Annotated in this window: 15 protein-coding genes and 2 pseudogenes; 9 read left to right on the forward strand and 8 right to left on the reverse strand. The window is 51.8% G+C overall.

Annotated features, from left to right (window positions below; genetic code table 11):
• Positions 1 to 82: 82 nt before the first annotated feature.
• From fdnI to fdnG, 3 genes are read right to left on the reverse strand one after another with little or no spacing between them, the layout of a single operon-like run.
• Positions 83 to 736: a formate dehydrogenase-N subunit gamma gene (gene fdnI / locus EA14781_RS04820; RefSeq protein ID WP_000045636.1), complete on the reverse strand. Its 654-nt coding sequence runs from the start codon at positions 734 to 736 to the stop codon at positions 83 to 85.
• Positions 729 to 1,613 (reverse strand): formate dehydrogenase N subunit beta, encoded by an 885-nt coding sequence (gene fdnH, locus EA14781_RS04825; RefSeq protein ID WP_001240583.1) that lies wholly within the window; start codon positions 1,611 to 1,613, stop codon positions 729 to 731. The genes fdnI and fdnH overlap by 8 nt, the downstream gene beginning before the upstream one ends.
• A gap of 12 nt (positions 1,614 to 1,625) precedes the next feature.
• On the reverse strand, positions 1,626 to 4,673 hold the full coding sequence (gene fdnG, locus EA14781_RS04830) for a formate dehydrogenase-N subunit alpha (RefSeq protein WP_077776584.1): 3,048 nt from the start codon (positions 4,671 to 4,673) through the stop codon (positions 1,626 to 1,628).
• 230 nt (positions 4,674 to 4,903) lie between these two features.
• On the opposite strand from fdnG, the gene yddG reads away from it, so the two are divergent.
• From yddG to EA14781_RS04875, 8 genes are all read left to right on the forward strand, one after another.
• On the forward strand, positions 4,904 to 5,785 hold the full coding sequence (gene yddG, locus EA14781_RS04840) for an aromatic amino acid efflux DMT transporter YddG (protein ID WP_000166097.1): 882 nt from the start codon (positions 4,904 to 4,906) through the stop codon (positions 5,783 to 5,785).
• Positions 5,786 to 6,037: 252 nt separating this feature from the next.
• Positions 6,038 to 7,138 (forward strand): porin OmpC, encoded by a 1,101-nt coding sequence (ompC, locus tag EA14781_RS04845; protein WP_000700185.1) that lies wholly within the window; start codon positions 6,038 to 6,040, stop codon positions 7,136 to 7,138.
• A 303-nt stretch (positions 7,139 to 7,441) separates the two neighbouring features.
• Positions 7,442 to 8,830 carry a nitrate/nitrite transporter NarU gene (gene narU, locus EA14781_RS04850; RefSeq protein WP_001207884.1) on the forward strand — a complete coding sequence of 463 codons (1,389 nt, stop codon included), beginning with the start codon at positions 7,442 to 7,444 and terminating at the stop codon, positions 8,828 to 8,830.
• A gap of 126 nt (positions 8,831 to 8,956) precedes the next feature.
• On the forward strand, positions 8,957 to 12,697 hold the full coding sequence (gene narZ, locus EA14781_RS04855) for a nitrate reductase Z subunit alpha (RefSeq protein ID WP_000040483.1): 3,741 nt from the start codon (positions 8,957 to 8,959) through the stop codon (positions 12,695 to 12,697).
• Positions 12,694 to 14,238: a nitrate reductase subunit beta gene (gene narH / locus EA14781_RS04860; RefSeq protein WP_000702544.1), complete on the forward strand. Its 1,545-nt coding sequence runs from the start codon at positions 12,694 to 12,696 to the stop codon at positions 14,236 to 14,238. Before narZ ends, narH begins: the two co-directional genes overlap by 4 nt.
• On the forward strand, positions 14,238 to 14,933 hold the full coding sequence (gene narW, locus EA14781_RS04865; protein WP_001166336.1) for a nitrate reductase molybdenum cofactor assembly chaperone: 696 nt from the start codon (positions 14,238 to 14,240) through the stop codon (positions 14,931 to 14,933). Before narH ends, narW begins: the two co-directional genes overlap by 1 nt.
• Positions 14,930 to 15,610 carry a respiratory nitrate reductase subunit gamma gene (narI, locus tag EA14781_RS04870; RefSeq protein ID WP_000617144.1) on the forward strand — a complete coding sequence of 227 codons (681 nt, stop codon included), beginning with the start codon at positions 14,930 to 14,932 and terminating at the stop codon, positions 15,608 to 15,610. The genes narW and narI overlap by 4 nt, the downstream gene beginning before the upstream one ends.
• A gap of 79 nt (positions 15,611 to 15,689) precedes the next feature.
• Positions 15,690 to 16,583 carry a PhzF family isomerase gene (locus tag EA14781_RS04875; RefSeq protein ID WP_000804433.1) on the forward strand — a complete coding sequence of 298 codons (894 nt, stop codon included), beginning with the start codon at positions 15,690 to 15,692 and terminating at the stop codon, positions 16,581 to 16,583.
• A gap of 95 nt (positions 16,584 to 16,678) precedes the next feature.
• On the opposite strand, the gene nhoA is transcribed toward EA14781_RS04875, so the two are convergent.
• Positions 16,679 to 17,524, reverse strand: coding sequence for an N-hydroxyarylamine O-acetyltransferase (gene nhoA / locus EA14781_RS04880; RefSeq protein WP_000200749.1), 846 nt, complete (start codon positions 17,522 to 17,524; stop codon positions 16,679 to 16,681).
• Positions 17,525 to 17,699: 175 nt separating this feature from the next.
• Between nhoA and EA14781_RS04885 the strand changes: the two genes are divergently transcribed.
• Positions 17,700 to 18,269, forward strand: a complete 570-nt coding sequence (locus tag EA14781_RS04885) for a flavin reductase family protein (RefSeq protein WP_002462159.1) — start codon at positions 17,700 to 17,702, stop codon at positions 18,267 to 18,269.
• A gap of 4 nt (positions 18,270 to 18,273) precedes the next feature.
• Here EA14781_RS04885 and pptA read toward each other — a convergent pair.
• The 4 genes and pseudogenes from pptA to tssI all read right to left on the reverse strand — a co-directional run.
• A pseudogene (pptA, locus tag EA14781_RS04890) lies at positions 18,274 to 18,502 on the reverse strand (tautomerase PptA).
• Positions 18,503 to 18,823: 321 nt separating this feature from the next.
• Positions 18,824 to 20,113 (reverse strand): DUF6531 domain-containing protein, encoded by a 1,290-nt coding sequence (locus EA14781_RS24640; RefSeq protein WP_000502708.1) that lies wholly within the window; start codon positions 20,111 to 20,113, stop codon positions 18,824 to 18,826.
• An 18-nt stretch (positions 20,114 to 20,131) separates the two neighbouring features.
• A complete protein-coding gene (locus EA14781_RS04900; RefSeq protein WP_000860985.1) occupies positions 20,132 to 20,563 on the reverse strand; it encodes a DcrB-related protein in 432 nt (143 codons plus the stop codon).
• Positions 20,560 to 21,582, reverse strand: a pseudogene (gene tssI / locus EA14781_RS25620) (type VI secretion system tip protein TssI/VgrG); the annotation flags it as partial. The gene EA14781_RS04900 and the pseudogene tssI, both read right to left, overlap by 4 nt.

Raw genomic sequence — 21,582 nt, forward strand, 5'->3', positions numbered from 1 at the left:
ATGCCGCATCCGCCCACGATGTCTACAATCTGAAAATGGCGCCTCTTACAGCGCCATTTTCCGCCTAAAAGTTCAAAAGAGATTATATCCCTTCTTCACTCTCTTTTTTCGCTTCTGCCTTCTCGATTTCACGATACCAGCGCGGATGGTGTTTCTTCGCCCAGCGACGGCTCACCTTCCCTTCGATCATCCCTTTAATCGACCCTTTCACCCAGAATGCCATATACATATGGATCAGGATGGCGTGGATCAGGATGATACCCGCTGCTGCATGAATCAGCAGGCTGTAGCGAACCACCTGAATCGGGAAGTACTGCGCAAAGTACGGACGCCAGATAATTACCCCGGTCACCAGCAGCACGAAAATCATGCTCATGATCGACCAGAACATCATCTTCTGCCCGGCATTGTACTTGCCGACATCCGCCACTTTGTGCTCATTGCCTTTTAATACTTCGACAATGTTCAACAGCCACGGAATATCTTTCTTATCCGGGATGTTGTGATGCACAAAACGGAAGAACATAAACATCAGCGCGACAAAAATCGCAATGCCGAAAAACGGGTGCAGAATGCGTCCCATCTGCGGCGTACCGAAGGTTTGCGTCAGCCATTGCAGCGTCGGGAAGAAGAACGAAATCCCGGACAGCGCCACCAGGAAGAAGCAAATCACCACGGTCCAGTGACAGGCGCGATCAATAAACTTAGTGCGCACAATCATTTTCGACTTACTCATGATGCTCCTCCTCGTCATCGTCCACTTCCTTATTCGGGCCAATGCCGATGTAGTGGAAAATCAACCCGGCAAAGGTGGCAATAAAGCCAGCTGCTGCCAGCGGTTTCAACGCGCCTTTCCACAAGCTCACCGAGGTATCGATCTTCGGATCTTTCGGCAGACCGTGATACAGCTCCGGCTGATCGGCGTGATGCAGCACGTACATGACGTGCGTACCACCGACCCCTTCCGGGTTGTAGACGCCAGCATGTTCGTAACCACGCGCTTTCAGTTTCGCCACGCGTTGTTCAGCCAGCTCCAGCATCTCTTTCTTGGTGCCGAAGTGGATAGCTCCGGTCGGACAGGTTTTCACACAAGCAGGTTCCTGACCGACGCTGACGCGATCAACGCAGAGCGTACATTTATATACCCGGTTGTCCTCTTTGTTGAGGCGCGGAATATTAAACGGACACCCGGCAATGCAGTAACCACAACCAATGCAGTTCTCGGACTGGAAATCGACAATGCCGTTAGCGTACTGAATGATCGCACCAGCAGACGGGCACGCCTTCAGGCAGCCCGGATCTTCACAGTGCATACAACCGTCTTTACGGATCAGCCATTCCAGCTTGCCGTTCTGTTCGGTTTCGCTAAAGCGCATCACCGTCCAGGACTTGGCGCTCAGATCGGCGGGGTTATCATAAACCCCGACGCAGTGCCCTACTTCGTCACGGATGTCGTTCCACTCCGAACAGGCCACCTGGCAGGCTTTACAGCCGATACAGGTGGAAACGTCGATAAGTTTCGCGACTTCTGCTTTGTAATCACGCACCTGCGAAGGCGGCGTGATGGAGTTTGTTGCGGACCTTTTGATAATGTCCTGCGTTTCCATAGCCATGTAATCGCCCCCTTACGCCTTCTCGATGTTAACTAAAAACGCTTTATATTCCGGCGTTTGCGAGTTGGCATCACCGACATTCGGCGTCAGAGTGTTAGCGAGATAGCCTTTACGCGCGACACCCTCAAAGCCCCAGTGGATAGGAATACCCACCGTTTCCACCTGCTGGCCGTTGACGTTCAGCGGCTTCAGACGGCGCGTAACGACTGCCACCGCGCGGATAAAACCACGCTTGCTGGAGACAGTGACACGATCGCCATTGGCAATACCTTTCGCCGCTGCCAGTGTTTCGCTGATTTCCACAAACTGTTCCGGCTGAGCAATGGCATTCAGCAACGCGTGCTTGGTCCAGGTGTGGAAGTGCTCGGTCAGACGATAGGTCGTACCCACATACGGGAACTGCTCTTTTTTACCCATCCGCAGTGCGTCTTGTTCATACAGACGAACAACCGGGTTAGAAACCACGTTCGGATGCAGCGGGTTAGTCCCCAGCGGCGTTTCAATCGGCTCGTAGTGTTCCGGGAACGGACCTTCCGCCATTTTATTAATGGCAAACAGGCGTCCCATCCCTTCCGGCTGCATGATAAACGGCCCGGTTGGCGTACCCGGCGCGGCATTACCGAAGTCTGGAATATCGTTACCCGTCCACTTGCTGCCGTTCCACTGGATCAGCATCCGTTTCGGATCCCACGGTTTGCCGTTGATATCCGCTGAAGCACGGTTATACAGCACACGACGGTTCAGTGGCCATGCCCAGGCCCATCCCAGCGTATTCCCCAGACCGGACGGGTCGGAGTTATCGCGGTTGGCCATCTGGTTACCCTGCTCGGTCCAGCTACCGGTATAGATCCAGCAAGAAGACGCTGTCGTGCCATCATCACGCAGATGTGCGAAGCTGCTCAGCAACTGACCTTTCTTCGCGATCAGTACGCCATTAGCGTCATAGAGATCGGCCAGCGCATAGCCGTTGTTCTCTTTTGCCACTTCGTCAGACTGCGGCTCATGCGGCTGCTTGTAGTTCCAGCTCATTTTCAGCAGAGGTTCTGCGCCTTTACCACCCTCGGCTTTGTACAGCTCGCGCAGATGATGGTAGATACCCGCCAGAATTTCGCCGTCGTTACGTGCTTCGCCCGGTGCGTTCTGACCTTTCCAGTGCCACTGCAACCAACGACCGGAGTTAGCGATAGAGCCATCTTCTTCGGCAAAGCAGGTGGACGGCAGACGGAATACCTCGGTCTGGATAGACGCCGGATCGACATCATTCGACTCGCCGTGATTCTGCCAGAAGGTGGAAGTCTCCGTCACCAGCGGATCGATAACCACCATGTACTTCAGCTTACTCAGGCAGCTCACCACTTTGTTTTTGTCCGGGAAGGACGCAACCGGGTTAAAGCCCTGGCAGAAATAACCGGTGACTTTGCCTTCATCCATCATGTTGAAATACTTGATGACGTCGTAGGCTTGATCCCACTTCGGCAGCCAGTCGTAGCCCCAGTCGTTCTCTTTCTGTGCGGCATCACCATAGAAAGACTTCATCAGACTGACGAAGAACTTCGGATAATTGCTCCAGTAGTTCACCTGTTCAGCGAGCGTCGCTTTCGGCGTATTCGCTGCAAGATAGGATTGCAGATCGACCTGTTTTTCCGACGGCAAAGTCAGATAACCCGGCAGACTGGTTGAGAGCAAACCTAAGTCGGTCAGGCCCTGAATGTTGGAGTGACCGCGCAGTGCGTTCACGCCGCCGCCGGCCATACCCATGTTGCCGAGCAGCAACTGGATCATCGCCATCGTGCGGATGTTCTGCGCACCTACAGTGTGCTGTGTCCAGCCCAGCGCGTACAGGAAGGTCGTTGTGCGATCGGGTACGCTGGTGGAGGCCAGCACTTCGCACACTTTCAGGAAGTCAGCTTTCGGCGTACCGCAGATGTTTTCCACAACCTCCGGCGTATAACGGGAAACGTGCTGTTTAAGCAGATTCCACACACAGCGCGGATGAGTCAGAGTGTCATCGCGTTTCGCATAGCCGTTTTCATCGAATTGATAGTTCCAGGACGACTTATCGTACTGGCGTTTTTCAGCATCATAGCCGCTGAATAAACCATCTTCGAAAGCATAATCATCACGCACCAGCAGACTGGCGTTGGTGTAATGCTTAACGTATTCGGCGTTGATTTTGTTGTTTTCGATCAGGTAGCGCAAAACGCCGGAAAGGAACGTAATGTCCGTACCAGAACGAATCGGTGCGTAAATATCCGCTACAGAAGCAGTACGCGTAAAACGAGGATCGACAACGATCAGGGTTGCATCGTTGTTGTTTTTTGCTTCCATCGCCCAGCGGAAACCGACGGGATGCGCTTCAGCAGCGTTACCGCCCATCACCATCACGACGTTAGCGTTTTTGATATCCACCCAGTGGTTGGTCATCGCACCGCGACCAAATGTTGGAGCAAGACTTGCTACCGTTGGTCCGTGTCAGACGCGTGCCTGGTTGTCTACCGCCAGCATCCCGAGGGAGCGGGCAAATTTTTGGGTTAGCATCCCGGTTTCGTTGCTGGCGCCGGAAGCGCACAGCATACCGGTAGAAAGCCAACGGTTTACCGTTACGCCCTGCTCATTCTTCTCTATAAAATTGGCGTCGCGGTCAGCTTTCATCAGCTTCGCAATACGGGAAAATGCTTCATCCCAACTGATGCGCTGCCATTTGTCAGAACCTGGCGCACGATACTCCGGGTAACGCAGACGGTTTTCGCTGTTGACGTAATCCAGCAAACCGGCCCCTTTCGGGCACAGCGCACCGCGGCTTACCGGATGATCCGGGTCGCCTTCAATGTGATAAATCGCTTCTCGGGCGTTTTTAGCGCCATCACCCAGGCTATACATCAATAGCCCGCAACCTACGGAACAGTATGTGCAGGTGTTACGGATCTCTTTCGCGCGTAATAATTTATAGTTTCGCGCCTGAGCCAGTGCTTGCTTCGGGGCAAAGCCCAATGCTGCAACTGTTGTTCCAGCCATACCGCCCGCGCAGATTTTAAAAAATTGTCTGCGACTGACGTCCATTGCTTTCCTCTTTTTTACAGGTGTAACTGCGCGAGGAAACTAACAGTAAAATTCCTAATCTTTTTGCGCCAAATCAAAAAGAGTGCCTGTTTGCCACAAAATAGTTCGTCTTTGCAAATTGACTTACCTCAATGGCGGTAGAAATATGCACCACTGCCTGACAGGCCGGTTAAAAAAATGCTATAAATTCCTGCTTAATTTTTAACGGCAAGAGAGATTAAACGGCGAGCATGACAAAACAAAAAGCAACGCTCATTGGTCTGATTGCGATCGTCCTGTGGAGCACGATGGTCGGCTTAATCCGTGGCGTTAGTGAAGGGCTCGGTCCGGTAGGCGGTGCGGCGGCGATCTATTCATTAAGCGGGCTACTATTAATATTCACCGTTGGATTTCCGCGCATCCGGCAGATCCCCAAAGGGTATTTACTTGCTGGCAGCATATTGTTTGTCAGCTATGAAATCTGCCTCGCGCTTTCTTTGGGGTACGCTGCCAGCCGCCATCAGGCTATTGAAGTCGGCATGGTGAACTATTTATGGCCCAGCCTGACGATACTTTTCGCCATTTTGTTTAATAACCAGAAAACGAACTGGTTGATTATTCCAGGATTATTATTGGCCCTTGCAGGTGTTTGTTGGGTATTAGGCGGTGAAAATGGTCTGAAATATGATGAAATCATCAATAATATCACCACCAGCCCATTAAGTTATTTCCTGGCGTTTATTGGCGCCTTTATCTGGGCAGCTTATTGCACGGTAACGAATAAATATGCCTGCGGATTTAACGGCATTACTATTTTTGTTCTGCTGACGGGAATAAGTCTGTGGATTTACTATTTTGTAACGCCACAACCGGAGATGTTATTTAGTACGCTGGTCATTATTAAACTCATCTCTGCGGCATTAACCTTAGGATTTGCTTACGCGGCGTGGAATATCGGTATATTGCATGGTAACGTCACCATAATGGCGGTTGGTTCATATTTTACCCCCGTATTATCATCAGCGCTTGCCGCCATCCTGCTCAACGCACCGCTATCATTTTCATTCTGGCAAGGCGCACTGATGGTCTGTGGCGGCTCCCTGCTCTGCTGGCTGGCGACCCGCCACAAGTAGGAATAATTGCCGGACTAAACAACAGCCCGGCAATTATCCTGTTATTTTAGACATAATATTTCGATATATAAGTATTTAACCTGATACACTCTTTCGACCCCGATCACATATCAACAATTAATATTGTTTCATCTATTTTTCCGATTGTCTTTAATCACCATTCTATTTTAAAACGACATGTCATTTGCAAATGGCATTGTTTACCATTCGTTTAAAAACGATGTTCAAGGATAATTAAAAGGATTCCATTAAATGAAAATAAATATAGTTGCAGTGGTTGTGACTGGTTTGTTAGCAGGAAGCACCGCTCATGCCGCAGAAGTTTATAATAAAGATGGTAATAAACTGGACCTTTATGGAAAAGTTACCGCTCTCCGTTATTTTACTGATGATAAACGTGATGATGGTGATAAAACGTATGCCCGCCTCGGCTTTAAAGGTGAAACCCAGATCAACAACCAGATGACCGGTTTTGGTCACTGGGAATATGATTTTAAAGGTTACAATGATGAGGCCAACGGCTCGCGCGGGAATAAAACGCGCCTGGCCTATGCAGGCTTAAATATTGAACAGTTTGGTTCGCTGGACTATGGCCGTAACTATGGCGTGGGCTACGACATTGGCGCATGGACTGATGTGTTACCGGAGTTCGGCGGCGACACATGGAGCCAGAAAGATGCCTTTATGACCTACCGCACGACTGGTGTAGCGACTTATCGCAACTACGACTTCTTTGGCTTGATTGAAGGGCTGAATTTTGCCGCACAATATCAAGGTAAAAATGAGCGTACTGACGGCGGACATCTCTACGGTGCGGACTACACCAGAGCCAACGGCGACGGTTTTGGTATTTCCTCAACCTATGTTTATGATGGATTTGGAATTGGGGCTGTTTATACCAAATCCGATCGTACTGACGCGCAAGAAAGGGCTGCTGTCAACCCGCTCAATGCTTCGGGTAAAAATGCTGAATTGTGGGCAACCGGCTTAAAATATGATGCCAACAACCTCTATTTAGCAGCCAACTATGCCGAAACGTTGAATATGACTACCTACGGTGATAGCTATATTTCCAATAAAGCGCAAAGTTTTGAAATTGTGGCTCAATATCAGTTCGATTTTGGTCTGCGCCCGTCCCTCGCTTATCTGAAATCGAAAGGGAAAGAACTTGGCCATTACGGCGATCAGGATCTGATTGAGTACATTGATGTCGGTGCGACATATTACTTCAACAAAAATATGTCAACCTACGTTGATTACAAAATCAACCTGATTGATGAAAGCGATTTTACCCGCGCAGTCGATATTCACACTGATAATATTGTTGCCACCGGCATTACTTATCAATTCTGATTTTTATCAGGAGACCTCAATCAGTTTGTATAAAATTGGTTGAGGTCGCAATAACGCATTTCATTACAATAGACATAACAAAACCGCAGTATATAGCCCTTAATTCGTCCTTTTTGTTACATCTGGTAACACATCTCCATTCAGATAATTCGCTTTCTCGCCGCACGGTTGCGCTTTCTTATCTATTCTTTCAATCAGCACTTCATTCTATTCATCCTTAATTCTAATAACGGGTCATTGTGCCCAACATCCTGTCTTACTTTGTCTTTTTTTCATTAACAATGTGTACATGTGAGGAACAATATGGCACTGCAAAATGAGAAAAATAATCGTTATCTCTTGCGCGACTGGAAGCCAGAAACCCCGGCTTTCTGGGAAAATAAAGGAAAGCACATAGCACGAAGAAATCTCTGGATATCAGTCAGTTGCTTACTTCTTGCCTTCTGTGTCTGGATGCTATTTAGCGCAGTTACCGTTAATCTCAACAAAATAGGTTTTAATTTCACGACCGATCAGCTTTTTTTATTAACGGCATTACCCTCCGTTTCTGGCGCATTATTACGTGTTCCCTACTCTTTTATGGTCCCGATATTTGGCGGGCGTCGCTGGACAGTTTTCAGTACCGCTATACTGATTATTCCCTGTGTCTGGCTGGGTTTCGCTGTACAAAATACCAATACGCCTTTTGGCGTATTTATTGTTATTGCCTTACTGTGTGGTTTTGCCGGAGCGAACTTTGCTTCAAGCATGGGGAATATCAGTTTTTTCTTCCCGAAAGCCAAACAAGGCAGTGCATTAGGGATTAATGGCGGGCTGGGAAATTTAGGCGTCAGCGTGATGCAACTGGTTGCACCGCTGGTGATTTTTGTTCCGGTATTTGCTTTTCTTGGCGTCAATGGCGTACCGCAGGCCGATGGTTCCGTAATGTCGCTGGCGAACGCGGCATGGATTTGGGTGCCGCTGCTGGCAATTGCCACATTCGCTGCCTGGTTAGGGATGAATGATATCGCCAGTTCACGTGCGTCAATTACCGACCAGTTACCCGTTTTACAGCGTCTCCATTTGTGGTTGCTTAGTCTGCTCTACCTCGCCACTTTCGGTTCATTTATCGGTTTTTCTGCCGGGTTTGCCATGCTGGCAAAAACCCAGTTTCCAGATGTAAACATTCTGCAACTGGCGTTCTTTGGCCCATTGCTCGGCGCTCTGGCACGCTCGGTCGGCGGAATGATCTCCGATAAGTTTGGTGGCGTTCGTGTCACGCTCATCAACTTTATTTTTATGGCTGTTTTCAGCGCCCTGCTGTTCCTGACGCTACCGGGTACTGGCTCAGGAAATTTCATCGCGTTTTACGCCGTGTTTATGGGACTGTTCCTGACGGCGGGTCTGGGTAGTGGCTCCACCTTCCAGATGATTGCCGTCATCTTTCGCCAGATAACAATCTATCGGGTGAAGATGAAAGGCGGTAGCGATGAGCAAGCCCAGCGGGAAGCGGTCACTGAAACGGCGGCTGCACTGGGGTTTATCTCAGCGATTGGCGCGGTTGGCGGTTTCTTTATTCCACAGGCATTCGGTATGTCGCTGAATATGACCGGCTCGCCGGTAGGCGCGATGAAAGTATTTTTAATCTTTTACATCATTTGTGTGCTGCTGACCTGGCTGGTTTATGGTCGGCGGAAGTTTAGCCAAAAATAAGAGATCGATGCCTGATGCGACTTATCAAACCAACAACGGTGTCGCCTCCGTAGGTCGGATAAGGCATTAACGCCGCATCCGACAAGGCATCAGATCCCAAATCATTCCTGGAGCAGGAGTCATGTCATGAGTAAACTTTTGGATCGCTTTCGCTACTTCAAACAAAAGGGCGAAACCTTTGCCGATGGTCACGGACAGGTGATGCATAGCAATCGCGACTGGGAAGACAGCTATCGCCAGCGCTGGCAGTTCGACAAAATTGTGCGTTCCACCCACGGCGTTAACTGTACAGGCTCCTGTAGCTGGAAGATCTACGTCAAAAACGGCCTGGTGACCTGGGAAATTCAACAAACTGATTATCCGCGTACCCGTCCTGACCTGCCCAACCATGAACCTCGCGGCTGCCCTCGCGGCGCAAGTTACTCCTGGTATCTCTACAGCGCCAACCGCCTGAAATACCCACTAATTCGTAAGCGTCTAATCGAACTATGGCGTGAAGCGCTCAAACAGCACAGCGATCCGGTGCTGGCGTGGGAATCGATCATGAATGACCCGCAAAAGTGTTTAAGCTATAAGCAGGTACGAGGGCGCGGTGGGTTTATCCGCTCCAACTGGCAGGAACTGAATCAACTGATTGCCGCCGCCAACGTCTGGACCATAAAAACCTATGGCCCGGATCGCGTTGCCGGATTCTCGCCAATTCCGGCAATGTCGATGGTTTCTTACGCCGCCGGAACTCGTTATTTGTCACTGCTTGGCGGCACCTGTTTAAGTTTCTACGACTGGTATTGTGACCTGCCGCCCGCCTCACCGATGACCTGGGGCGAGCAAACCGACGTCCCGGAATCCGCCGACTGGTATAACTCCAGCTACATCATTGCCTGGGGTTCTAACGTACCGCAAACGCGCACGCCGGACGCCCACTTCTTCACTGAAGTGCGCTACAAAGGCACCAAAACTATCGCTATTACCCCTGACTACTCCGAAGTGGCGAAACTGTGTGATCAGTGGCTGGCGCTGAAACAAGGCACCGATAGCGCGCTGGCGATGGCAATGGGGCATGTAATCTTAAAAGAGTTTCATCTCGATAATCCCTGTGATTACTTCCTCAACTACTGCCGCCGCTACAGTGATATGCCGATGCTGGTAATGCTGGAGGCGCGTGAAGATGGCAGCTATGTTCCGGGACGGATGATGCGTGCCTCCGACCTGATTGATAGTCTGGGCGAAAGCAACAATCCGCAGTGGAAAACCGTGGCAGTTAATACCGCAGGTGAACTGGTGGCGCCTAACGGTTCGATTGGTTTCCGCTGGGGCGAAAAAGGCAAATGGAATCTGGAATCTGTCGCTGCTGGAGCAGAAACCGAATTGTCTTTAACCCTCCTGAATCAACACGATACTGTTGTTGGCGTGGCTTTTCCCTATTTTGGCGGCATTGAAAATCCACACTTTCGCAGCGTAAAACACAATCCGATACTGGTGCGCCAGCTTCCGGTGAAAAACCTGACGTTAGCGGATGGACGCATCTGTCCGGTGGTCAGCGTTTACGATTTGGTACTGGCGAATTATGGCCTCGATCGCGGGCTGGAAGATGAAAACAGCGCGAAAGATTACGCTGAAATCAAAGCCTACACCCCCGCCTGGGGCGAGCAAATTACCGGCGTGCCGCGGCAGTATATTGAAACTATCGCCCGTGAATTTGCCGATACCGCCCATAAAACACATGGGCGCTCGATGATTATCCTCGGTGCTGGCGTCAACCACTGGTATCACATGGATATGAACTACCGCGGGATGATCAATATGCTGATCTTCTGTGGTTGTGTCGGGCAAAGCGGCGGCGGCTGGGCGCACTATGTCGGTCAGGAAAAACTGCGCCCGCAAACCGGCTGGCTGCCGTTGGCCTTTGCGCTGGACTGGAACCGTCCGCCACGCCAGATGAACAGCACCTCGTTTTTCTACAATCATTCCAGCCAGTGGCGTTATGAAAAAGTCACCGCGAGAGAACTGCTCTCACCGCTGGCAGATGCCAGTCAATATAGCGGTCATCTGATTGATTTCAACGTCCGTGCTGAACGCATGGGCTGGCTCCCCTCCTCGCCGCAGTTGGGACGTAACCCGCTTACCCTGAAAGCCGAAGCCGACAAGGCCGGATTATCACCCACCGAATTTACCGCTCAGGCGCTGAAATCAGGTGAGCTACGCATGGCCTGCGAACAACCGGATAGCGGCAGTAACCATCCGCGCAATCTGTTTGTCTGGCGCTCAAACCTGCTTGGATCCTCCGGCAAGGGGCACGAGTATATGCAGAAATATCTGCTGGGTACCGAAAGCGGTATTCAGGGTAAAGAACTCGGCGCCAGCGACGAGATCAAACCGGAAGAGGTGGAATGGCAAACCGCAGCGATTGAAGGCAAACTCGATCTGCTGGTGACGCTCGATTTCCGCATGTCCAGCACCTGCCTGTTTTCCGATATCGTCCTGCCCACCGCCACCTGGTACGAAAAGGACGATATGAATACTTCGGATATGCATCCGTTTATTCATCCGTTATCGGCAGCGGTCGATCCGGCGTGGGAATCACGCAGTGACTGGGAAATCTATAAAGGCATTGCCAAAGCCTTCTCGCAAGTGTGCGTGGGGCATCTCGGTAAAGAAACTGACGTGGTATTGCAGCCATTGTTACATGACTCTCCGGCGGAACTTTCTCAGCCGTGCGAAGTGCTTGACTGGCGCAAAGGCGAATGCGAACTCATCCCCGGCAAAACCGCGCCAAATATTGTGACGGTGGAGCGCGACTACCCAGCTACCTATGAACGCTTCACCTCTCTGGGGCCGCTGCTGGACAAACTCGGCAACGGCGGTAAAGGAATTTCGTGGAATACCCAGGATGAAATCGATTTCCTCGGCAAACTCAATTACACCAAGCGTGATGGCCCGGCGCAGGGGCGTCCGCTAATTGACACCGCCATTGATGCATCAGAAGTCATCCTGGAGCTGGCGCCGGAAACTAACGGTCATGTTGCAGTAAAAGCGTGGCAGGCGCTGGGCGAGATCACCGGGCGCGAACATACCCATCTGGCACAGCACAAAGAGGACGAGAAGATTCGTTTTCGCGATATTCAGGCGCAGCCGCGTAAAATTATCTCCAGCCCGACCTGGTCCGGTCTGGAAAGCGATAACGTCTCCTACAATGCCGGATACACCAACGTTCACGAGTTAATTCCGTGGCGCACACTGTCCGGGCGTCAGCAGCTCTATCAGGATCATCCGTGGATGCGTGCTTTTGGTGAAAGCCTGGTGGCTTATCGCCCACCTATCGACACTCGCAGCGTCAGCGAAATGCGTCAAATCCCGCCAAACGGCTTCCCGGAAAAAGCGCTTAACTTCCTGACGCCACACCAGAAATGGGGTATTCACTCCACCTACAGCGAAAACCAGTTAATGCTGACGCTGTCACGCGGTGGGCCGATTGTCTGGATCAGCGAAACTGACGCCCGTGAACTGTCCATTGTTGATAACGACTGGGTGGAAGTGTTTAACGCTAATGGCGCACTGACGGCCCGTGCGGTGGTCAGCCAACGTGTACCGCCAGGCATGACCATGATGTATCACGCCCAGGAACGCATTATGAATATCCCCGGTTCCGAAGTGACCGGAATGCGCGGCGGCATTCATAACTCCGTCACCCGCGTTTGCCCGAAACCGACGCATATGATCGGTGGTTATGCGCAACTGGCCTGGGGCTTTAACTACTACGGCACCGTCGGCTCGAACCGCGACGAATTCATTATGATCCGCAAGATGAAGAATATTAACTGGCTGGATGATGAAGGTCGCGATCAGGTACAGGAGGCGAAAAAATGAAAATACGTTCGCAAGTCGGCATGGTGCTTAACCTCGATAAATGTATCGGCTGTCATACCTGTTCGGTGACCTGTAAAAACGTCTGGACCGGGCGTGAAGGTATGGAGTATGCGTGGTTTAACAACGTTGAAACCAAACCAGGCATTGGTTATCCGAAAAACTGGGAAGATCAGGAAGAGTGGCAAGGCGGCTGGGTCCGCGATGTCAACGGCAAGATCCGTCCGCGTCTGGGCAGCAAAATGGGGGTCATAACCAAAATTTTCGCCAACCCGGTAGTGCCGCAGATTGACGATTACTACGAACCTTTCACCTTTGACTACGAACATTTGCATAGTGCGCCAGAAGGAAAACATATTCCTACCGCCCGCCCACGTTCACTGATTGACGGCAAACGGATGGACAAAGTGATCTGGGGGCCAAACTGGGAAGAACTGCTGGGCGGCGAGTTCGAAAAACGCGCTCGCGACCGTAACTTTGACGCCATGCAAAAGGAGATGTACGGTCAATTTGAAAACACCTTCATGATGTACCTGCCACGCCTGTGCGAACACTGTCTCAACCCAAGCTGTGTGGCAACCTGCCCCAGCGGCGCTATCTATAAACGTGAAGAAGATGGCATTGTGCTGATCGACCAGGACAAATGCCGAGGCTGGCGTTTGTGCATTAGCGGTTGCCCATACAAAAAAATCTACTTCAACTGGAAAAGTGGTAAGTCAGAGAAATGTATCTTCTGTTACCCGCGCATTGAGTCGGGTCAGCCGACTGTTTGTTCGGAAACCTGCGTCGGTCGCATCCGCTATCTTGGCGTGCTGCTCTACGACGCCGACCGCATTGAAGAAGCGGCAAGTACCGAGCACGAAGTTGATCTCTATGAGCGCCAGTGCGACGTGTTTCTCGATCCGCACGATCCCTCGGTGATCGAAGAGGCCCTGAAACAAGGTATCCCGCAAAACGTGATAGAAGCGGCCCAGCGTTCGCCAGTCTACAAAATGGCGATGGACTGGAAACTGGCGCTGCCGTTGCACCCTGAATATCGCACTCTGCCGATGGTCTGGTACGTACCGCCGCTGTCGCCGATTCAGTCTTACGCCGATGCGGGCGGTTTGCCGAAAAGCGAAGGCGTGTTACCTGCCATCGAAAGCCTGCGTATTCCGGTGCAATATCTCGCCAATATGTTGAGTGCAGGTGATACCGGTCCGGTACTGCGGGCGCTGAAGCGAATGATGGCGATGCGCCACTACATGCGTTCACAAACTGTGGAAGGTGTCACAGATACCCGCGCCATCGACGAAGTGGGCCTGAGCGTCGCCCAGGTCGAAGAGATGTATCGCTATCTCGCTATCGCCAACTACGAAGACCGTTTCGTTATTCCAACCAGTCATCGTGAAATGGCAGGCGATGCGTTTGCAGAACGCAACGGCTGCGGCTTTACCTTTGGCGATGGTTGTCACGGCTCCGATACCAAATTCAACCTGTTCAATAGTAGCCGCATTGATGCCATCGACATCACCGAAGTACGCAATAAAGCGGAGGGCGAATAATGCAGATCCTCAAAGTGATCGGCCTGTTGATGGAATACCCGGACGAGCTGTTGTGGGAGTGCAAGGACGACGCGCTGGCGTTGATTCGCCGGGATGCGCCAATGCTCACCGATTTCACCTGCGACCTGCTTAATGCGCCGCTGCTGGATAAACAGGCCGAATGGTGTGAAGTATTCGACCGTGGGCGCACCACGTCACTGCTCCTGTTCGAACACGTTCACGCCGAGTCCCGCGATCGCGGTCAGGCGATGGTGGATCTGCTGGCAGAGTATGAAAAAGTCGGTCTGCAACTGGATTGTCGGGAGCTACCTGATTATCTGCCGCTGTATCTGGAGTATTTAAGCGTACTGCCGGACGATCAGGCGAAAGACGGATTACTCAACGTTGCGCCGATCCTCGCCCTGCTCGGCGGACGCTTAAAACAGCGAGGTGCTGCGTGGTACGCGTTATTTGACGCCCTGTTGCAACTGGCAGGAAGCCCCCTTTCAAGTGACAGTGTCACAAAACAGATTCGCAGTGAAGAGCGCGACGACACCCGACAGGCGCTGGATGCGGTGTGGGAAGAAGAACAGGTGAAGTTCATTGAAGATAATGCCACGGCGTGTGACAGCTCGCCGCTTAATCAATATCAGCGACGTTTTAGCCAGGATGTCGCGCCGCAGTACGTCGACATCAGTGCGGGAGGTGGGAAATGATTCAGTATCTGAACGTCTTTTTTTACAATATCTACCCGTACCTGTGTGGCACGGTTTTTATCCTCGGTAGCTGGCTGCGCTACGACTACGGGCAGTACACCTGGCGCGCCGCCTCCAGCCAGATGCTGGATAAACGCGGGATGGTACTGTGGTCGAATCTGTTTCATATCGGTATTCTGGGGATCTTCTTTGGTCATCTGTTCGGTATGTTAACTCCGCACTGGATGTACGCGTGGTTTCTGCCCGTGGCTGTAAAACAGCAGATGGCGATGATCCTCGGCGGAATTTGCGGTGTATTAACGCTGGCTGGAGGCGCGGGGTTGCTGGTGCGCCGTTTAACGAATCCGCGTATCAGAGCCACCTCTTCCAGTGCCGATATTTTAATCCTCATCATCTTGTTAATTCAGTGCATTCTGGGGTTAACCACTATTCCCTTTTCAGCACAGCATCCTGACGGCAGTGAAATGATGAAGCTGGTGGGCTGGGCGCAAAGCGTCGTCACGTTCCAGGGCGGCGCATCCACGCATCTTGATGGTGTCGCCTTTATCTTCCGTGTTCATCTGGTGCTGGGGATGACTATTTTCTTGCTCTTCCCGTTCACCCGCCTGGTGCATGTGTGGAGTGCGCCGTTTGAATATTTCACCCGCAGGTATCAGATTGTGCGCTCACGGCGGTAATTCCTCCCCTGGCCGGATTGCCCTTCGCTCTCCGGCCACTTGCAAGCTATGATGGTTCTCCAGCCACAGGAGAACGTTAATGAAACCACAGGTTTACCACGTCGATGCTTTCACCTCCCAACCGTTTCGCGGCAATTCTGCCGGTGTTGTTTTCCCCGCCGATAATCTTAGCGAAGCGCAAATGCAGCTTATCGCTCGCGAGTTAGGCCATTCCGAAACGGCTTTTCTGCTACACAGCGACGACAGTGATGTTCGCATTCGCTACTTTACGCCAACCGTCGAAGTACCGATTTGCGGTCACGCGACGGTGGCAGCGCACTATGTACGTTCACAAGTATTAGGTTTGGGAAATTGTACGGTCTGGCAAACGTCGCTGGCAGGAAAACACCGTGTGATTGTCGAAAAGCAAAACGATGATTATCGCATTTCACTGGAGCAAGGCACGCCGGGTTTTGAACCGCCGCTGGAAGGTGAAACACGCGCAGCGATTATTAACGCGTTGCATCTTACCGAAGACGATATTTTGCCCGGTTTGCCGATCCAGGTAGCCACGACCGGGCATTCAAAAGTGTTGATCCCGCTGAAATCGAAAGTGGATATCGATGCCCTGTCGCCTGACCTTGCTGCGCTGACCGCCATCAGCAAACAGATTGGCTGCAATGGCTTCTTCCCCTTCCAGCTCCGCCCGGGTAAAAATGAAACCGATGGTCGTATGTTCTCGCCTGCCATTGGCATAGTGGAAGATCCGGTGACAGGTAATGCTAATGGCCCAATGGGCGCCTGGCTGGTACATCACAACGTATTGCCCCACGATGGAAACGTATTACGCGTTAAGGGGCATCAGGGGCGCGCATTGGGACGTGATGGCGTGATTGATGTGACGGTGACGATTCGGGATAACCAGCCGGAGAAAGTAACCATTTCCGGCACAGCGGTGATTTTATTTCATGCCGAATGGGCCATTGATTTTTGATACTGTTGCCTGATGCGTTTCGCTTATCAGGCCTACAACCGGGCTACTGTAGGCCGGATAAGGCGTTTACGCCGCATCCGGCACTCTGGCAAAAACTATTTCCCCGCTTCAGGATGTGTATCAAACGCTGCCATCACCCGCGCCAGTTCATCTTCGGTAAATCCATGCTTTGCATCATCCACGCCCAGGCCAAACTCCTCCTGCATAACGGTATATAACGACGCCACATCCGGCAGGTTCCGTTGCTCTATCGCGTATCCATTTTCATAATGGGTAAAATGGAAATTGGTCAAAGTCAGTTTTCCCCCCTCCGGTAAATGACGGCACATCAGCAGATGATGGCGAAAATGCGATTGCGGCCAGTGCGCCGACCAGAAATTACTCATCACATAATCACTCTGCTGCTGTACGCAGAGGTCAAAACGATACATCGACTGCCAGTGCTGATGATGATTAAACTGCAAAACCCAGTCGCTGCCCTCTTGCAACAGACGGTATTCTCCGTGCGGTGTAGTTTGCGCGATATCCGGCACTAAACGGATCGGCGCAGTCAGCGTCTGACCACCAAACCCCACATCAGCAATCCAGTGTTCACCTTCCAGTTCCACCAACAGCAAGCGATGCGTACGCGGAGGGAGCGTTGCGGGGTTCGATAACACTACACGACCTAAAAGACTGCGAACATTGAATCCCAACTCGCGCAAAACACGTTCAAAAACGCCATTCTGCTCAAAACAGTAACCGCCGCGCCGGGCAGTCACCAGTTTCTCTTCCAGTGATTGATCATCAAGATGCATTTCTCTTGGCAGCAAAACGTCGAGGTTTTCAAATGGAATGGCGCAATTATGTTTAAGGTGTAATGCACGCAGCGTGTCGATATTGGCCGCTGCTGCTCCCGACCAGTTTATGCGGGCAAAATAGTGATTCAGAATAGACGTCATAAGGCGTTCCTGTCAGTTGTGTTCTCAACTTATAACCTGGATTAATTCCGGCACTGGCCATTTTGTGCGTTCGCGGACATCCATCACATTCACAAATCGCCAGTCCCGTTAATTTCGTCGCTTATTGCGTTACGAGCTACGCTTTTAAAACTCCCCTTCATCGTGAGGTCATACCGTGAACCGATTTATCCCCGTTGAGTTGCATCATGCCAGTCGTCTGTTAAACCACGGCCCTACTGTTTTGATCACTAGTTTTGATGATCAATCCCAACGACGCAACATTATGGCAGCAGCCTGGTCGATGCCTGTGGAATTCGAACCACCACGCGTGGCGATCGTGGTAGATAAATCGACCTGGACCAGAGAGTTGATTGAGCACAGCGGTAAGTTTGGCATCGTGATCCCTGGCGTTGCGGCAACTAACTGGACGTGGGCGGTGGGCAGCATTTCAGGGCGTGAGGAAGATAAATTCAACTGCTACGGCATTCCAGTGGTGAAAGGTCCGGTACTAAGTTTGCCGCTGGTTGAAGAGAAATGTCTGGCGTGGATGGAGTGTCGTCTGCTTCCTGCGACTTCCGCAGCAGAGCGGTACGACACGTTATTTGGTGAAGTAGTGTCTGCGGCCGCAGATGCAAGAGTATTTGTCGAAGGCCGCTGGCAGTTTGATGACGATAAATGTAATACCCTGCACCATTTAGGCGCAGGCACGTTTGCCACCAGCGGCAAACGCGTCACGGCGGGTTAACGCGTTACATGCTGTAGCCAGGTTTCTTAATTAATGTTTCCATTCTGGGAACAATTTCTGCATCCCAGACAGACTTCCACAATTCCGGGGGGGATTTGCTGTAGTGCAATGCTGATGGAACTCTCTTTACTGTTCAGATGACGAATAATGACGTCAGTGATTTCTGCTGCTAATTCGGCTTTTTGTTGATCATTCAGTTCACGCGGGAAACATTTGATATCAATATGCGGCATGGTTGTGCTCCTTTTGAAAGATATCAGAAAAATTAACACACATTACAGACATCATGCGTCAGCTAATGCGATTTTTTTCAATAATAGTGTATAACTTGTTTTTTTGCTTTTTTGTACTACGGGTTGAAAATAGAGATTCAATTATACTTTTAGCTGACAGAATATGTTTTGTTCGCAAAGTATCCTTAAGAAAAATCTCCAGTAACTCGCTTGCTGATTTGTTAACGCCCGTTATAGTTATTCTTGCCCTCACTAATATTTCTCACTCGTCATAATCTACCTGATAAAATCCATTCTGGAGACGCTTAAGATGCAGCTTAATCATATCGTTAAAAGTCTGCTAGTCACGGGATTATTTACTGCCAGTTCTTTGCCTCTCATTGCAGCGGAGTTTCCCAAAGAGGCCACTGCAGCCACACAATGGTCGCCACGGGCAATAATCAGCCCCTCATCGGCATAATATTGCTGTATACCCGGCACAGGCGTATCGAAACGCAGTTCCCGTCCCCCCACGTCATGAAAACAACAGAGCTCATTTTCAGTGGTGACAAAGGTTTCAAACTCCGTGCGCCAGCCATGACCAAACATGCCTTCATGCGGGTTACGGCTGTTGTAGATCCGCTGCCAGACCAGTGGAAAACGGGCTGGAAGGGTAAAATCTATGTCCTCTTCGCCGGAAAGCACCTTCGCGCCTGTGGCGGCATGAACCGGAAAAAACGTCGCCCTGGATGCTTCGCCCATGCGGCTGGCTATCATCCCTCCCCCAGCCATCGCCAGCATACAGGGCAGGGCTTTCAGCATTTTTTGCGATTTCCCCATTAACAGGGAAGCGGCCATATACATGATTTCCAGTCCGGGGAGTTTGCCGCTTTTTATCGGACGCACCACAACTGACTCACCGCCAATCACCACATTGGGGGAAACGTCTGTACTGACCGTGGCTCCGCAGGTGGTACGATCCTGCGCCCTGACTGCCGGTAAGTCATTGACCGACACGCTGGAAGAACCTTCCGCCAGGTACTGCACTGGATCATGTTTTTTACAGTCAACTTTATCCACCCCGGAAGGTTTTACCTGCCCGGAAGGCCCGTCCACGGTGGGATCCCATAGCTGGGAAAAAAAGGTCGTACCGCTGTTCAGCAGCATGGACGCATAATCACGAAAAGAGTGTTCTTCCTCCTCTGGCTTCTCCGTCAGGCCAGCCTTTCCGGTATCGGCCACTAACTGACCGGCTGCCCGAGCAGCCGGAATGTCATTGGTCAGGACGTTCGTTGAGCCGGTACTGATAGTGCCTGCCGGAGACGGGGGAAACAGCGCATTCGCCAGCTCGCTGCACCCCTTACTGATATCATCCGCCAGCCCCAGTGCACCGGTCATAAAACCGGCTATCATGCCGCTAAAAAAACAACTTTCTCCCACGGCGACCGCAGCAGCCGCAGCGCCTGTTGCCCCTGCGGCGGTCAGTAGTGGGGCAGCCATTATCGCCGTTCCCGCCACAATCGCGCCTGTCGCAGCAAAAAACACTCCCTCAAAAACAAGAGTGGCCACATCCCCCAGTACACTGGTATGGATAATGTCATCGCCCTGCCGGGCCGCAAAGTTATCGCCCATATTCCGTTATCTCTGTTATCAGCGTGATAATCTGATGCCCTGTTTCAGGGTTTCGCGGTAGCGTAAATCCTCCTCCTGCGGCTCATTCAGCGTGGTCTGCGTCGCGACCAGCAGTGACTGGCTGTCCGGTAACAACAGCGCCAGTTGCCACTGGTGATATGTCACTCCGGCTCGGGTAAAAGAGCAGCAGGTTTCACGCGCCGCAACGTCCGGGCATCCTGGTAGCGAAACAGGTTTACGTGGCCCCATATCAAACTGCTCTGTCATGGACAGTAGCTGCTGCCACTGCGCATCCAGCTCGTCATCCAGGCTCCGGTTCTGCGCGCATTTTCCACGGGTCACAATAACGGAAGCCTGCGTGACGGAGTGGCGGAAAACATTCATGCTGTTATCCAGCCAGCCCTCTCCGGGAAACGGCAGGGAGGCTTCGGGCAAAGGGTAGGTTTTCATGATGATTTATCCTTTTCGGGAAACAGTTGACTCACCAGCGTGGTGAGTTCCTTTTTGTAATCCTTGCCCGGCGGAGTGGCCGGTTCGCCCGGTGAAGAAGGATTCAGGCCCAGTTTTCCCTGAGTTGTGATCACGCTATCGCCTCTGGCCGCAATATTGAATGTCTCTCCGGCAAGACGAATCGCCCCGCTGGCAAACAGTTCCAGGGCGCTCAGTCCGCATTCCAGGCGAATGCAGTCTCCGGCGCCAATAAGATAGATACCCGTTGCCTGCTCTGTCCGGTTATCCCCGGAGATGAATGTGACCGGGCCTTTGACCGCCACGTCCTGTCTGATTTTTATGCGCGTAAGTTCATAACCGTCGATCATATTGGTTTCATTGCGCGTGATACTTTTTGTCCGGTCACGCCGTACCGTGACGGTCTGGTCATTGAGCACCTCGGTATCCATGTTCTTCTGCGCGTGGATGTAGACCTGTTCTTTCCCTGTCGCATCGTCAAACTTCAGTTCGTTGAACCCGCTGCCCATATAGGTCTTTTAGCGAATGGTCATCTGCGTTTTGGTGCCCGGCAGGCTACCGGGAGTGCGGTTATCTTCATGGTAGGTGCGCCCCATAATGATCGGCTGGTCCGGGTCGCCGTTGAGGAAGTCCACAATCACCTCCTACCCCACACGCGGTATCGCCAGGTTGCCGAACCCGGTGCCAGCCCACGCCTGCGCCACCCGTATCCAGCAGGAACTGTCCTGGTCTGACGGGTTATAACGGTCCCAGTTAAATTTCACCCGCACGCGGCCATGTTCATCACAGAAGATTTCTTCCCCCGCCGGCCCGGTCACCACCGCGCTCTGCGGGCCGTCCACCAGCGGTTTCGGCTGTGGCTGCGGTCGCCATGTCCGGTCTGCCGGTATCACCGCAAAATGGTTATTCAGCGTGGTGCCGGAACCCCCACGTCCCGGTATCGCCTGCGGCTGTTCGCCGTGCAGTTCGCTCGTCACCACCTGCCATTCCCGGTTAAGACT

The sequence above is a fragment of the Escherichia albertii NBRC 107761 = DSM 17582 genome (genome assembly GCF_000759775.1).
GTDB lineage: Bacteria > Pseudomonadota > Gammaproteobacteria > Enterobacterales > Enterobacteriaceae > Escherichia > Escherichia albertii.